Below are 14,284 nucleotides of genomic sequence, written 5' to 3' on the forward strand. Positions count from 1 at the left end.
TCAGGAACGTGAACGACCTCCGGACCCGGCAGAGTGGACCCATGCAGATCCTGATCGCCGAGGACGACCCGCGGCTCGGCCCCCTCCTCGTCGAGGCACTGGCCGAGGCCGGCTGGTCCGCGGAGCTGGTCGCCGACGGCCGCTCGGCCTACGGGCGCGCGCTTCCGGGCGGCCTGCCCTACGACGTGCTGCTCCTGGACTGGATGCTCCCCGAGATGGACGGCGTCACCGTCTGCCGACGCCTCCGGGAGATCGGGGTCACCACCCCGGTGCTCCTGCTGACCGCGCGCGGTGCGGTGTCGGACCGCATCGACGGCCTCGACGCCGGGGCCGACGACTACCTGCCGAAGCCGTTCGACCTCGGCGAGCTCCTCGCCCGCCTGCGGGCACTGCATCGCCGCAGCACCGTCAGCGAACCCGAGGTGCTCGTGCTCGGCGACCTGGTCCTCGACGTCGAGGCCCGCACCGTCGCGCGCGGGGGCACGCCGATCGAGCTCTCCGTCCGCGAGTTCGACATCCTCCGCGTGCTCCTGGCGAACGCCGGCAAGGTGGTCTCGCGCTTCGACCTCTTCGACCGGGTCTGGGACGGCGAGACCGACATCGCCAGCAACGTGATGGACGTCCACCTCGCCCGGATCCGCGCCAAGATCGACAAGCCGTTTGGCACCGACACGATCACCACGGTCCGCGGCGCCGGGTTCCGGGCGGAGCTGCCGACGTGAGGCGCCTCCCGATCCACGTGCGGCTGATCGCCGGGTTCGCCGCAGCGATGTTCGTGCTGCTGACCGCAGCCGGGGTCTTCGTCTACGAGCGCGTGGAGTACGCCCTCGACCGCGGGCTCGACACCGAGCTCAAGCAGGCGACGGATGCGATCCGGCCCCTGGTCGACGACAACGGCCACGTGCTCGACCACGCGCGTGCGGCGGCGACCGGCGCGGACTGGCAGGTGCTGCGCCCCGGCCTCACCCGCGACGCCGTGCCGATCGTCGAGGACGCCGGGGGCAGCGCCCCCGTGCTCTCCCTGGTCGGCGGATCCCGACTGCCGGCCGCCGGCACACGCACCTTCGACGTCGGGTCGATCTTCCCCGGTGGCGACACCCCGGCTCGCCGCGTGCGGGTCTACCGGCTCACCCAGGACGGGCCTCTCCTGCTGGTCGCCGTCCGCCGCAACCACCGCGACGAGGCCCTCCGGGAGCTCTTCGTCCAGCTCGTCCTCGCCGGGCTCGCGTCACTGGCCGTGACCACCCTGATCGGTGGCCTGCTCGCCCGCTCGGCCCTGCGCCCCGTGGAGCGCTACCGCGCGCGGGCCGCCGAGATCGCCGCCGGCCAGCAGGGGCTTCGGCTCGACGTGCCGGCCGGACGCGATGACGAGGTGACCCGTCTGGGCCACACCCTCAACGCCATGTTGACCGCTCAGGAGCAGGCCCTCGAGCGGGAACGCCGGTTCGTCCAGGACGCCAGCCACGAGCTCCGGACACCGCTCACCCTCCTCAAGGCACGGATCCAGATGACCCGCAGCCGCCCCCGCGACCGCGAGGCCTACGAGCGGGCGCTCGACGAGCTCGGCGCCGACGTGGAGCGGCTCGCCCAGCTGAGCGAGGACCTCCTCGAACAGGCCACGCCCACGTCCTCGCTCGACACGGTCGACGTCGGCGTCGTCGCGCGCGAGGTCGCCCGCGAACGCGGCGGCGTACAGGTCTCGGCCGCGGCGCGGAGCACCGCGACCGGGCTCGACGAGCCCGGGCTGCGCCGGGTCCTGACCAACCTGCTCGACAACGCCGCCCTGCACGGGGCACCCCCGGTGACGGTCACCGTCGACCGGGTCGGCGACCGCGTCCGCCTGGTCGTCGAGGACGCCGGGACCGGCCTCTCCCCCGACCTGCTCGACACCGTCACCGGGCGCTTCACCAGGGCCCCGGAGGCACGCGGACGGCGCGGGTCCGGACTCGGCCTGTCACTGGTCGAGCAGCTCGTCACCAGCGCCGGCGGAGAGCTCCGCCTGTGCTGCGGGGGCGGCCACGCCTCGTACGGCGTCGCGGCGGCAGTGCCCTGCGCGCACGGGGACCGCATGCGCGTGACGGTGCTGCTGCCGGCCGCGTGACCGACAGCAGCACCGCGCACATCAGGCGGTGCGCGTGCCCTCGCGACGCTGGCCGGCGGCGCGGTTGTAGCACCAGCCGAAGAGCAGCAGCACGAGCAGCCAGCCGCTCAGCACCACGTCGTTCGCGACGCCGTAGACCCAGTCCGGGATGGAGTCCTTGCGCTCGCGCTGCAGCATCTTCGGCTCGAAGGCGCTCTCGACGGTCTGCCCGTCGGTCACGTGGATCATCCGTCCGCGCGCGCTCTTCAGCGCCGGGTCGTCGGGCATGTAGAGGACCCACGTCATCATCGTCCGCGGCGCCTCGTGGATGCGGATCATCGACTTCCAGCCGCCGTACATCGGCATCGGGTCGGCCGAGCGGTACTGGCCGGGCTCGCCCGTCGGCAGCATCCTCGTCCGCACCACACCCGGGACGCCCTCGATCGGGTCCTTCGGAACGTCGGCGGCGGCGATGCCCTTGCGCCAGCCCTGCCACGCGTAGCCGGTGAACCAGACCGCGTCCTTCGCGTGGTCCTCTTCCGGGAACGTGACGGTGACGTAGGCCTCGCAGCGCTCGGCGGTGCCGGGGCACTCCTCCTGGCCGGCCGTGACGTGGTCGAAGCTGACCGTCACCGGCACCGGCTCCCCCGCCTTGGGCTGGGAGAAGATCGCCATGAGGACGACGAAGATGCCGAAGCCGGCGAGGCCGTAGCGGCGGAACGTCGGGGCGATGGTGAAGCCCGCCGCCTCCATCTGGTCGTCGCCGGCGACGTCCAGCGTGCGTCGCACGTGCCACAGGGCGAAGAGGCCGCCGCCGACCGCAGCGATCGTGCCGACGGTCAGCAGGAAGGGCAGCGCGTCGCCGTTGATCTTGATCGTCATGAACTTCTCGGCCCACAGCCACTCCAGCCAGAGTCCGAGCGAGCCGGCCAGCAGTCCGGAGACGACGGCGAAGGGCACGAGCCGTGCGCCGCCGCGTCGTACGCCGAAGGCCAGCGCGACCAGCTCGACGATGACGGCGACCGGAATGGCGGACATGAAGCGGATCGTGAGGATGCCGGGCAGCGGCAGGATGATCAGCACCAGGAAGACGTGTGCGAACCACCACCAGAAGAGCGTGTAGAGCGCGCCACCGCCGCCGAACCAGATGCGCGTGGCCACGCAGACCCAGGTCATCAGGAACCCGAAGATGATGAACTCGGTCGACGCCGGGAACTGCGGCAGGCCCAGGTCGAACTCCATGAGGAACGCGAACGGCAGCATGCAGATCGAGAACGCGTAGCCGAAGAGCCACCGGCCCTTGGTGCCTGCGAGGAAGCGCGCACCGACCTGGCGCGCCTCGGCGAAGAGCAGCGGCATGCAGAACGGCGAGGTGATCGCGCCGCCGATCATCATCACGTGGGTCGGTCCCCACTCGGTGACGTCCTGGCCGAACATGCGGTGCCACGCGTCGTCGGCCGGGAAGCCGCAGACCGCGATGAAGCCGGCGATCGTCAGGAGCACGGCACTGAACGGGACCTTCCAGCCGGGCGCGAGCTTCAGCGTGTGCTTCGGCAGCGGGCTGCGGGCAAGCGCCATGATCCCGACGCCCATGCAGGCGAGGAAGAGCAGTACGAGGAAGATCGGGTAGTGGCTCGGGTTGGCGAGCGGGCCGGCGTCGCGACCCTTCTGCATGTGGATCGGGACGTCCCAGTAGACGCCGAAGCCCGCGAGCAGCCAGACCGGCAGGAGCCCGAACGTCGGGATCACCGCCCAGACCGGCAGGCCGACCTTGTCGCCGAGCCAGCCGGCTCCGCGGCCGATCAGCGTCGGGTGCCCGGTCCGCTCCCGGAGCAGCACCCAGCCGGTGATGCCGAAGTAGACCGCGGCGATGCCGGCGGCGATGAGGATCTCGCTCGCTGCTGCTCCGCCGGCCGGTGCGGCCGTCGTCGCTTCCAGGGTGAGGGACACCCGGACCTCCCTGCAGTTGTACAAACCGATGGCCGTTGTCCACGGCCCCGCAGAAGGTATCCGCTACATGGCGTACCGGTCAGTCCGGAGCGATGTGATCTCCGTGACACGGTGTCACACATGTCACACGGCGGTCCGCACGGGTGGCGCGCGAGCGGTTCAGCGGAACCAGGCGGGCCGCTGCTCGGCCGTCTGCCGCAGCTCGTACGCCGACCACCAGCTGCGCCAGCCCGCGAGCATCGCCACGTCGCTGCCGGGCCGCCCCGGATTGCCCCAGCGGGGGCGCGGATCCCGGGTGATCCGGGGGTCGTGCTCCGTGACGACCACCGTCACGCCACCGGCGACGTCGGTCCAGACGGCCGTGGCGACACCGGGCCGCCAGCCGGTCACCACCGCGGGCTCCCCCTTCCTCGGCTGACAGCTCCAGCCCGCCGCGCACCTCGGCTGCTTCACCGCACCGACCGAGACCTGCACCACGGTGAGGTCGCGGTCGCGGTAGTGCAGCGTGACGCCGATGGCGCCCGCACCGTAGCGGCTCGCATCAGCCGCCTGCCCGCTCATCGGCGCACCCAGCTGCTCGTTGAGACGCGCGGCCATGCCTTGGGGGGTCTGCCGCACGACGTCGCCGGCTGCCTCGTCCTTGGGCCACTTCGCGAGGTCCGCGTGCACCATGGCCCGGGTGCTGGTGACGCCGAAGCGGCTGTCGGTGAGGACACCGAGGAGGTCGTCGACGGAGACCGGCAGGCCCGCCTGCGCACGCGGGTCGCCGGTGATGGCCGCGCCCGCGTAGCCGGCCTCGCGGAGCTCGCCGCCGCGCTGCCACGCCAGGTGGAAGAGTCCGGGATCCTCCTCGGGCGCCTCGGTCTCCCAGGTCAGCACCGCGGTCCCGCCCTTCACCCGCCAGGTGGCGCACCGCGGCGCGTCCTCACCGGCGGGACAGCCGCGAGCGGGCGCGTCCGCCGTGGCATCGAGCGTGAGGCGGTGGGCGTCATGGCTCCCCTTCGGGTGCCAGCGCACCTCGACCTGCAGCGGGGCCGGGTAGTACCAGCTCGGGGTCAGCCCGTACGACGACGGTGTGATGCCGAGGTCGTCGACGGCCACGGCGGCCAGCGCCTTCTTCGTCGCCGGCGCGGGGGTCGTGTCCTCACCGCACCCGGCGAGCGCGCCCGCGGAGAGCGTGGTGATCACGAGAGCTGCGACGAGGCGGTCCTTCATGGGCCGACGGTAGCCGAGCGCCGCGCGGCAAGGTCCGCGTACCAGCCGAGGAGGTCGGGGCGGTCGACGCTGTCGGGGTCCGCGACGTCCTCGGGGCGGCGGCCACCGAGGATCCGCTTGACCGGGACCTCCAGCTTCTTGCCGGTGCGCGTGTGCGGGATCGCCTCGACCTGGATCAGCTCGTCGGGCACGTGGCGTCGGGACAGCCCCGTGGCGATCGCGTCGCGGATCCGCTCGCGCAGTGCGTCGTCGAGCGGCTGCTGGTCGGTGGTGACGACGAAGAGCGGCATCCAGTAGTCGTCGCCCTCCTCGAGCCCGATCACCATCGCCTCGGCGACCTCCGAGAGCGCCTCGACGACCGCGTACAGGTCGCCGCTGCCGATGCGGACACCCTTGCGGTTGAGGGTGGCGTCGGAGCGGCCGTGGATCACCACCGAGCCGTGGTCGGTGATCGTGATCGCGTCGCCGTGCCGCCAGGCGCCCGGGAAGTACTCGAAGTACGCCGCACGGAGCCGCGAGCCGTCGGGGTCGGCCCAGAACGAGACCGGCATCGAGGGCATCGGCCGGGTCAGCACCAGCTCGCCCTGCACGCCGCGCACCGGCTCCCCCGCATCCGACCACGCGTCCACGGGCGCCCCGAGCCATGGCGCCGACAGCTCACCCGGCCACACCGGCAGCACCGGCGCGCACCCGACGACCGCCGTGGCGACGTCGGTGCCGCCGCTGAGCGAGCCGATCTGCACCCGGTCCGGCAGCTGCGCCGCCAGTCGCGCGTGCGCCTGCGGGGAGAACGTCGACCCCGTGATCCCCACCGTCCGCAGCGCGCCGAGGTCGAGCGACGCGAGGTCGGCCCCCGCCTTCAGGCACGCCCCGACGTACGCCGGAGAGGTGCCGAGCACGCTCACGCGCTGCGCGGCCGCGTGCCGCCAGAGCTCGTCGGGACGCGGGTGCGCCGGGCTGCCCTCGACGAGGACCACGGTCGCGCCCGCGAGGAGGGCACCGACCTGCACGTTCCACATCATCCAGCTGGGCGAGGTGTACCAGAGGAAGCGCGATCCCGGCCCGAGATCGAGGTGAAGCGCCGCCATCTTCAGCTGCTCCAGGGTGGTGCCGCCGTGGCCGTGGACGATGCCCTTGGGCCGGCCGGTGGTGCCGGAGGAGAAGAGCACCCAGAGCGGGTGGTCGAAGGGGACCTCGACCGGCTGGAAGCCTGCCGTCGGAGTGGCCAGCAGGTCCTCCCACTCGACCGCGCCGGGCACGGCTGCCGCATCGCCGACCACCACCGTCGTCACGCCCGGGATCGCCGCAGCCAGGGCAGCAGCCTCGGCCCCGGTGTCGCGGACCACCCCGCCGAGGAGCTGGGACGTCGCTGCGACCAGCACCGTCGGCTCGAGCTGGCCCAGGCGCGCCTCGGCTGCGGCGGGCGCGTAGTCCAGGCCGCAGACCGCCCAGACGGCGCCGAGGCTGGCGGTCGCGAGGAGCGCGACGACCGCCTCGGAGCGGTTGGGCAGGTAGCCGACGACGCGGTCGCCCTCCCCCACACCGAGCTCCCGCAGCCCGGCCGCGACGGAGGCGACCCGGCGTTCCAGCTCGGCCCAGGTCAGCGAGGTCGTGGTGCCGTCCTCCGCCAGCTCGACCAGCGCCTCTCCCCCGGGGTCGCGGTCACGGAAGACCTCGCCGGCGAAGTTGAGGCGCACGCCGGGGAACCACACCGCACCGGGCATCCGGTCCTCGGCCAGGACCTGCTGTCCGGGAGGCAGGGCGGGCAGCCCGAAGAAGTCCCACGCCGTCGCCCAGAAGGTGTCGAGGTCCTCGACCGACCACCGCCACAGCGCCGCGTAGTCGCCGACCAGGTCGAGCCCGCTGCGCCGCTGCGCGAGCCGGGCGAAGGCACCGAGGCGGCTGGTCTCCCAGGCGTCCGCGGGAGGGGTCCACTGCGCTTCCCGATCCACGCCGCCAATCTAGTCATGCGCTGCCGGCTCGTGGCTGCACGGACGTGCCACGTGAAGCCGGAATACGGCGCTGCGCTCAGAACCCCGCGACCATCGCCCAGTGCGCGACGACGCGCGTGTACAAGGCGTCGAGCTCGGACCGGTCGATGCCGACGCGAGCCCGAAGCTCCTTGGCCGGGATCTCCCGTGCGACGTGGACCAGCGACCTGCAGACCGGCGGCAGGCACGTCGGCTCCAGGACGAGGCGGTTCCGGCCGGCACGAAGCGCGGCCTCGTCCGAGCGGAGGCGCACCGCCGCACCCGCCTCGGCCATGGCGGCTCGCACCGCACGCGTCTCGCGCAGGCTGAGCTCCAGCTCCCTCGTCACCACACCTCGTCCTCCCTCGACATCCGGTGCTGCGCGCCCGGTCCCCCCGTCTGGTCCGGGTGCGACGCCCCGCCACCGCAACCTAGGCCGAGCACCTCCCGACAGCACCCACGAACGGCGATGACGATCCGCCAGGCGCAGCAGTCGAGCGGAAGGGTGCAGACCGATCTGCACCCTTCGGCTCATGGAACGCGGAACATCCGGCGCGGAGGGTGTCGGGAGTCAATACGCTGCGGACTACCCATGGCGTCCGGCCCCGGACGCACCGCGACCTGACTATGGATGCCCTGCGCTGTGACCGACGAGATCCCGCCTCCATCGAGCGCGTGGCCCGACACCCGGGAGCGCATCGCCTCGCGGTACTTCGACCTGCTCGAGGCCGCGGGGAGCCCACTGCTGGGTGCAGGCGAGTCGATCCGCGAGCAGCTCCGGTCGCAGCTCCTGGCCATCGTGGACGAGGCCGTCGGGTTCACTGCCCCGGACACCACCGCACCCGGTCTCTCCGCCACCATCGGTCGGGAGCGGGCATCGAGAGGGGTCCACCCGTCGGCCTCACTGGCAGCGGCAACGATGATCTTCGCCGCGAGCCTGGACGAGGTGTCGGCCCACCTGGCGGCGGAGTCGGTCCCCGAACCCCTGCAGACGGCCGCGTTGCGGCTCAATGCGGCGATCCTCCAGAGGATGGCCGATGCAGCCGCCAACTACGTCGACTTCCTGCTCGCGAAGGCGGGCTCCGCCCATCGTGACGAGGCCCTGCGCCTCTCGCGCGAGCTCCACGACACGGTCGGACCGGCGATCGCGGTCGGGCTGCAGAACCTCGACCTGATCGAGTACTGGAACGAGCGCGACCCGCACGCAGCCCGTGCCCGCATCCAGTCCGGCCGGGAGCAGCTGCACGACGCCATGGCCCTTGTGCGAGCGCTCGCCGCGGAGACCAGAGTGACGGTGGAACCCGGCGGCCTGGTTGACGCCCTGCGTCGCCACCTCGCGACCCTGCCGAGGACGATCACCACCCGCTTCACCAGCGACGAGGACCTCACCCACCTCTCCGCGCACTACGCGAGCGAGACATTCCTGATCCTGCGCGAGGCCATCCGCAACGCCACCCAGCACAGCAACCCGAGCACGGTCACCGTCGACCTCACGGTCACAGAAGCGGCTCTCACAGCATCAGTCACGGATGACGGAGACGGTTTCGACGTCGAGTCGACCGCCCGAGGGACCGGACGCGCCTCCATGCAGGAGCGGGCCGATCTGATCGGTGCCGACCTCGTGACAGTGAGCCGTGCATCCGGCACCACCGTGACCCTGACGGTTCCCCTCCCCACAGGAGCGCCCCATGCCACCTAGCCTCCGTGTCGCTGTCGTCGACGACCACCAGCTCTTTCGCGAGGGGATCGTGGAGCTGCTGGGGACGGCCGAGGACATCACGGTCGTCGGGCAGGCGGGCACCGCCGCCGCTGCTCTCGACCTCGTCGTGCGCACGCGCCCGCACGTGGTGCTTCTGGATCTCGACATGCCGGACACCGTCGTGCCGTCGTCCGGCCCGGGCGATGCCACCCGCCGCATCTGTGGGGCGAGCCCGGGCACCAGCGTCGTCATCCTCACGATGCACGACGAGGCCGAGCTCGTGCGCGCCCTTCTCGACGCCGGAGCTGCCGGCTACTTGCTGAAGACCGCCGGCCGCGAAGAGCTGCTGAACGCCGTGCGAGCCGCGGGCTCCACAGGCGCAGCGACCGTCAGCCTTCCACGTGACACGGTGGTGGCCCTGTCGCGGTCGGCCGGAGGACCCGGCGACATCCTCACGCCGCGCGAGCGGGCAGTGCTGACCTGTCTCGCCGCCGGAAGCTCCAACCGGGCCATCGCCAGCGAGCTGCACGTGTCGGAGGCGACCGTGAAGCGGCATCTGGCGACGGTCTACACGAAGCTCGGCGTCTCGAGCCGGCTGGAGGCCGTGATCCAGGCCCAGGAGCGGGGCCTGCTACGCCAGCGATGACGGGGGCTTCGGCTGCTCACGGGACGGGACCGGCGTCGACGTCCACGACGTCGCATCGCGCAGCACCCAGCTGACGACGAGGGCGACGACGACGCCCAGCATCGTGCCGAGGGCCCGGTCCTCGAGCAGCTCGCGCATGCCGATCGGCTGGGCCAGCTCGGTCATCAGCATGATCATCGGCGTGAAGAAGCTCAGCGCCAGCGCGTAGTTGACCGCCATGAAGAGCTCGGTCGGGAAGAGCAGGCAGATGACCACGATCGCGAGGGTGCGGGGCGAGAAGCCCGGAGCCAGCGCGAGTGCGGTCACGGCCAGTCCCGCGATGGTGCCGACGACACGATGGATGCCCCGCAGGAGCCGGCCGCGCGAGTCCGCGGCGGCGAGCGTGACCGCGGCGCCGGCGATCGCCCAGTTCACGTGCGTCAGGCCGCAGGCCAGCGCCGCCGAGCCGGCGGCCGCCACGGCGACGGCGTACCGGAAGGCGTGCACCACCGCCCCGGGCCGGGACCGGAGCCGCTGCGCGCGCACGGTCTCCACGAGCGCGCGCACCGCGTCGCCGCTCCGCCCGCTGGCCAGGCCGATCAGCACCGCCAGCACCGCGGACGCGACGGCGATCGTGGTCAGGGCCAGCGGCGACGCCAGCTCCGGCATGCCGGCCAGCGCCCCGAGCGCGAAGATCCCGTAGAACGGCCCCTCGGGCCGGAGGCTGAAGAAGTCGGCGACGAGCGACCCCACGACCGCGAAGCAGGCGGCCGCCACGATGATCGTCGGCCGGTCGGCGTCCGCGTGGGCCAGCGCCACGCCGATGACCGTGCCGGTGAGAAGCAGCAGCGCCCCCTGGCTCTGGTGGAGCAGCCGCAGGGTCCGTGACTCGGCCCGGCCGTACATGCCGGCGAAGGAGCCGAAGACCGCGTAGATGATCAGCTCGGGCCGGTCGGCCAGGACCAGGGCCGCCCCGGGAAGGACCAGGCCCAGACTCACGCGGGCCGCATGCGCCCAGTCCGCCATCGCCCGTCGTCGGGCAGCCGCCACGTCGAGGTGGCCGGGCACTCAGGCACCACCCGGCAGACGGCCCCGCTCGTTGCGCATCCGGACGGCGTACGACGCGGCGGCCAGCTCGGCGAGCGCGTACGGGTCCTGCAGCGAGCGGCCGGCGATCTCGGTCAGCCGGCGCAGCCGGTAGCGGACGGTGTTGGGGTGGCAGTGCAGCACCCGGCCCGCGAGCTCCGCGGAGGCCTGCTGGTCGAGGTAGGCGTGCAGCGTCTCGAGCAGGACGTCGCGGTCCTCGGACGGCAGCGCGAGGACGGCGCCGAGCACGTCGACGCCGAGCCGCTCGGCCGCGGCCGGGTCGCACGCCATCAGGGCAGCCAGGGGGCTGCTGCTGAAGAGGTGCACACCGGGCTTCCCCGCACGCTGGACCGAGATCGCAGCACGGGCCAGCTGCAGCGCACGCGGCGTCTCCGCGATCGAGGTGTAGCGCGGGCTCACGCCGCTGCGCGACCGCGTGATCTCGCCCAGGAGCGCGATGAGGTCGGCCTCGCGCCCCTCCGGCAGGGCCACGATGCCGACCTGCAGCGCGGGCATCAGCCGCCACGCGGAGGCCAGGCCGCGCTCGAGCAGGCGGCGCTCGACGTCGGGCAGGCTCTCCTCCGCCAGCCCGGTCGTCTCGGCGGCGACCGCGACGAAGCCCGAGTCGGGCGGCAGTCCGAGCAGGCTGGCCGCCTCCCAGCAGCTCCCTGACCCGGCCGTGCCGAGGAACAGCGCCTCGACGAGTGCGGAACGGCGTCGCTGGTCGCGCACGAGCATCTCCGCTGTCGTGGCGCGGTAGGCCTCGGTCAGGGCGACCGCGTGCTCGTCAGCCAGCTGCCACAGCCTGCTCGCGGCGGCGAAGAGCGCGGCGGCCAGCTCCGGGTCGTCCGACGCGCGCACGTGGCCGACGAGGGCCTCCCACAGGGTGCTGAAGACGAGGCGGTAGGCGCGCAGCACCTCCGGCAGCGGCATCGCCGCCCGGGCCCGTCGCTGGCCGGTCGCCACCGGCGTACGCATGTCGACGTCGTCGCCGTCGGGGCTGCCGAGGGCGGTGATGAGGAAGCGGAGGTTCTCCTCGACCGACCAGCGCAGCTCGGAGGCCGGCACCGGCTCCTCGAGGGTGTACGCCGGCACGCGCGCGACGATCGTCTCCTGCGCGGCGACGGCGAGCGCGGGCAGGCGGGGCTCGACCCAGGTCATGAGGCGCTGGAGCGCAGGGTCGATGGGCACACGCCCAGTATCGGGGTTGGGCGCGTCAGGCACGCGTCACTGTCACCTGGACGTTCTTCATCAGCGGCTGGTCGCTCTGCGTGCTGTAGTCGGCGATGCCGATCAGGACGTTCATCTCCGGCATGTAGCCGGCCGCGCTGCCCCGGGGCAGGTTGTACTCGAGCGCCCGGTAGCTCTTGAGGTGGCGCTGCGAGCCGTCCTTCGACGTCGAGGTGATGTCGACGAGGTCGCCCTGCTCGAGGCCCCGGGCCTTCATGTCCTCGGCGTTCATGAGGATCAGCTCACGGAGGTTCTTCACGCCGCGGTAGCGGTCGTTGCTGGAGTAGATCGTGGTGTTCCACTGGTCGTGCGAGCGCATCGTCTGCAGGACGAGGGTCTCGCTGTCGGCCGGAATGACGTTCGGCAGCGGCGCGTGCGAGAACTCCATCCGCCCCGACGGGGTGAGGAAGGTCCGTTCGCGGGCCGGCTGGGCGATCCGGAAGCCGTTGGTCTGCCGGACCACCTGGTTGAAGTTCTCGAAGCCCGGGAAGATCCCGGCCATGACGTCGCGGATCCGGTCGTAGTCCGCGACGAACTCGTCCCACGGGCTGGGCGAGTCGACCAGGGTGGCCTTCGCCATCCCGGCGATGATCGCCGGCTCCGAGAGCAGGTGCTTCGAGGCAGGCTTCCGGGAACCCTTCGACAGGTGCACCATGCTCATCGCGTCCTCGACGGAGACCGACTGGAGGCCCGCCTTCTGCTCGTCACGCTCGGTGCGGCCCAGGCAGGGCAGGATCAGCGCCTTCTTGCCGTGCACCAGGTGGCTGCGGTTGAGCTTGGTGCTGACCTGCACGGTCAGGTCGGTCTTGGCCAGGCCCTTGGCCGTGTAGACCGTGTCGGGGGCGGCCATCACGAAGTTGCCGCCCATGCCGACGAAGACCTTGACGCTGCCGTCGTGCATGCCCTCGATGGTGGCCACCGTGTCGAGGCCGTGGTGACGCGGCGGCTCGAAGCCGCACACCTCGCCGAGGCGGTCGAGGAACTCGTCCGAGGGTCGGTGGTCGATGCCGCACGTGCGGTTGCCCTGCACGTTGCTGTGGCCACGGACCGGCGACGGGCCGGCACCCAAACGGCCGAGGTTGCCCTTGAGCGCGAGCAGGTTGACGAACTCGCGCGGGGTGTCGACGCCGTGCTCGTGCTGCGTCACGCCGAGGCACCAGCTGATGATCGAGCTGTCGGCCTTGATGTAGATCTCGGCCACCTCGCGCAGCTGCGCCTCGGTGAGGCCGCTCTGCATGACGAGGTCGGCCCAGGACGTGCCCTCGACCAGCGCCTGGTACTCCGCGAAGCCCTCGGTGTACTGCGCCAGGAACGCATGGTCCAGGACGCCGCCGCGCTCGGCCTCGGCCTCGAAGGTCGCCTTGGCCACCGCACGCATCAGCGCGAGGTCGCCACCGGGGCGGACCTGCACGTTGAGGGTGCTGGTCTCGGTCGTGCGGAAGATCGCCATGTCGACGAAGTCGTGCGGGACGATGGTGCGGGTCGCACCGACCTCGTGGAGCGGGTTGATGTGCACGATCTGCGCACCGCGGCGGAACGCCTCGGAGAGCGTCGTGAGCATGCGTGGCGCGTTGGAGGCGACGTTGACGCCGAGCACGAAGAGGGCGTCGGCGTGCTCCCAGTCCTCCAGGTCGGCGGTGCCCTTGCCGGTGCCGATCGACGCGGTCAGCGCACGGCCGGACGCCTCGTGGCACATGTTGGAACAGTCGGGCAGGTTGTTGGTGCCGAGCTCACGGACGAACAGCTGATAGAGGAACGTGGCCTCGTTGCTGAGTCGGCCCGAGGTGTAGAACGACGCCTGGTCGGCGCTGTCGAGCTTGCGCAGCTCCTCGCCGATCAGCGCGAAGGCGTCGTCCCAGCTGATCGGGACGTAGCGGTCGGTCGCGGCGTCGTACGCCATCGGCTCGGTGAGGCGGCCCTGGTCCTCGAGGTCGAAGTCGGTCCACGTGGCCAGCTCGCTGACGGTGTGGCGGGCGAAGAAGCTCGCGTCGACGCGCTTGGGGGTCATCTCCCACGTGGTGTGCTTGATGCCGTTCTCGCAGACGTCCAGCTTGAGGCCGTGCTGGTCGTCGGGCCAGGCACAGCCGGGGCAGTCGTACCCGACCTCTTCCTGGTTCATCCTGAAGATGGCGCGGGTGCCGCGGATCATCTCGCGCTCGCGGGTGAGCACGTTCATGACCGACATCGAGGCGCCCCACCCGGCAGCCGGGTGGTGGTAGTCCATCTGCGACCACTTCTTGGTGGTCAGCGGACCGAAGCCGCCCTGCCGCGGCTTCACCGGCAGGAGGCCGGGGGCGGTGTCCTCGCCGACGTTGCCGGAGGGGACCTGGGCTGCGGGGGCGGCGTCTTCGCGCTGGTCGCTGGTCACCTGTCGATCGTGGCACTCCGAGGGCGCCCCGACGACCCCCGTCGGGCATCGGCTGCCGATC

11 protein-coding genes are annotated in these 14,284 nt (G+C 72.1%); 4 read left to right on the forward strand and 7 right to left on the reverse strand.

The window, feature by feature from the left end; all coding sequences use genetic code 11:
* The first annotated feature begins 41 nt into the window (after positions 1-41).
* Together Q5722_RS02475 and Q5722_RS02480 are read left to right on the forward strand one after the other, a co-directional pair.
* On the forward strand, positions 42-722 hold the full coding sequence (locus tag Q5722_RS02475) for a response regulator transcription factor (protein WP_305026629.1): 681 nt from the start codon (positions 42-44) through the stop codon (positions 720-722).
* On the forward strand, positions 719-2,101 hold the full coding sequence (locus Q5722_RS02480) for a sensor histidine kinase (RefSeq protein ID WP_305026630.1): 1,383 nt from the start codon (positions 719-721) through the stop codon (positions 2,099-2,101). Before Q5722_RS02475 ends, Q5722_RS02480 begins: the two co-directional genes overlap by 4 nt.
* 21 nt (positions 2,102-2,122) lie before the next feature.
* On the opposite strand, the gene Q5722_RS02485 is transcribed toward Q5722_RS02480, so the two are convergent.
* The 4 genes from Q5722_RS02485 to Q5722_RS02500 all read right to left on the reverse strand — a co-directional run bounded on the left by Q5722_RS02485 (position 2,123) and on the right by Q5722_RS02500 (position 7,564).
* Positions 2,123-4,030, reverse strand: coding sequence for a hypothetical protein (locus Q5722_RS02485; protein WP_305026631.1), 1,908 nt, complete (start codon positions 4,028-4,030; stop codon positions 2,123-2,125).
* 159 nt (positions 4,031-4,189) lie between these two features.
* Positions 4,190-5,245: a hypothetical protein gene (locus tag Q5722_RS02490; RefSeq protein WP_305026632.1), complete on the reverse strand. Its 1,056-nt coding sequence runs from the start codon at positions 5,243-5,245 to the stop codon at positions 4,190-4,192.
* Positions 5,242-7,197, reverse strand: coding sequence for an acetoacetate--CoA ligase (locus Q5722_RS02495; protein WP_305026633.1), 1,956 nt, complete (start codon positions 7,195-7,197; stop codon positions 5,242-5,244). Before Q5722_RS02495 ends, Q5722_RS02490 begins: the two co-directional genes overlap by 4 nt.
* 76 nt (positions 7,198-7,273) lie before the next feature.
* A complete protein-coding gene (locus Q5722_RS02500) occupies positions 7,274-7,564 on the reverse strand; it encodes a hypothetical protein (protein WP_305026634.1) in 291 nt (96 codons plus the stop codon).
* A 294-nt stretch (positions 7,565-7,858) separates the two neighbouring features.
* Here Q5722_RS02500 and Q5722_RS02505 point away from each other — a divergent pair, with 294 nt between their 5' ends.
* Both Q5722_RS02505 and Q5722_RS02510 read left to right on the forward strand, forming a co-directional pair.
* Positions 7,859-8,914: a sensor histidine kinase gene (locus tag Q5722_RS02505; protein WP_305026635.1), complete on the forward strand. Its 1,056-nt coding sequence runs from the start codon at positions 7,859-7,861 to the stop codon at positions 8,912-8,914.
* On the forward strand, positions 8,904-9,560 hold the full coding sequence (locus Q5722_RS02510; protein ID WP_305026636.1) for a response regulator transcription factor: 657 nt from the start codon (positions 8,904-8,906) through the stop codon (positions 9,558-9,560). Before Q5722_RS02505 ends, Q5722_RS02510 begins: the two co-directional genes overlap by 11 nt.
* Here the strand turns inward: Q5722_RS02510 and Q5722_RS02515 are convergent.
* From Q5722_RS02515 to Q5722_RS02525, 3 genes are read right to left on the reverse strand one after another with little or no spacing between them, the layout of a single operon-like run.
* A complete protein-coding gene (locus Q5722_RS02515) occupies positions 9,546-10,607 on the reverse strand; it encodes an FUSC family protein (protein ID WP_305026637.1) in 1,062 nt (353 codons plus the stop codon). The genes Q5722_RS02510 and Q5722_RS02515 overlap by 15 nt on opposite strands.
* Complete coding sequence (locus tag Q5722_RS02520; RefSeq protein ID WP_305026638.1) at positions 10,608-11,816, reverse strand: PucR family transcriptional regulator; 1,209 nt, start codon at positions 11,814-11,816, stop codon at positions 10,608-10,610.
* Positions 11,817-11,841: 25 nt separating this feature from the next.
* Positions 11,842-14,223: an FdhF/YdeP family oxidoreductase gene (locus Q5722_RS02525; RefSeq protein WP_305026639.1), complete on the reverse strand. Its 2,382-nt coding sequence runs from the start codon at positions 14,221-14,223 to the stop codon at positions 11,842-11,844.
* Between the last annotated feature and the right edge of the window lie 61 nt (positions 14,224-14,284).

The sequence above is a fragment of the Nocardioides jiangxiensis genome (genome assembly GCF_030580915.1).
GTDB classification, from domain to species: domain Bacteria; phylum Actinomycetota; class Actinomycetes; order Propionibacteriales; family Nocardioidaceae; genus Nocardioides; species Nocardioides jiangxiensis.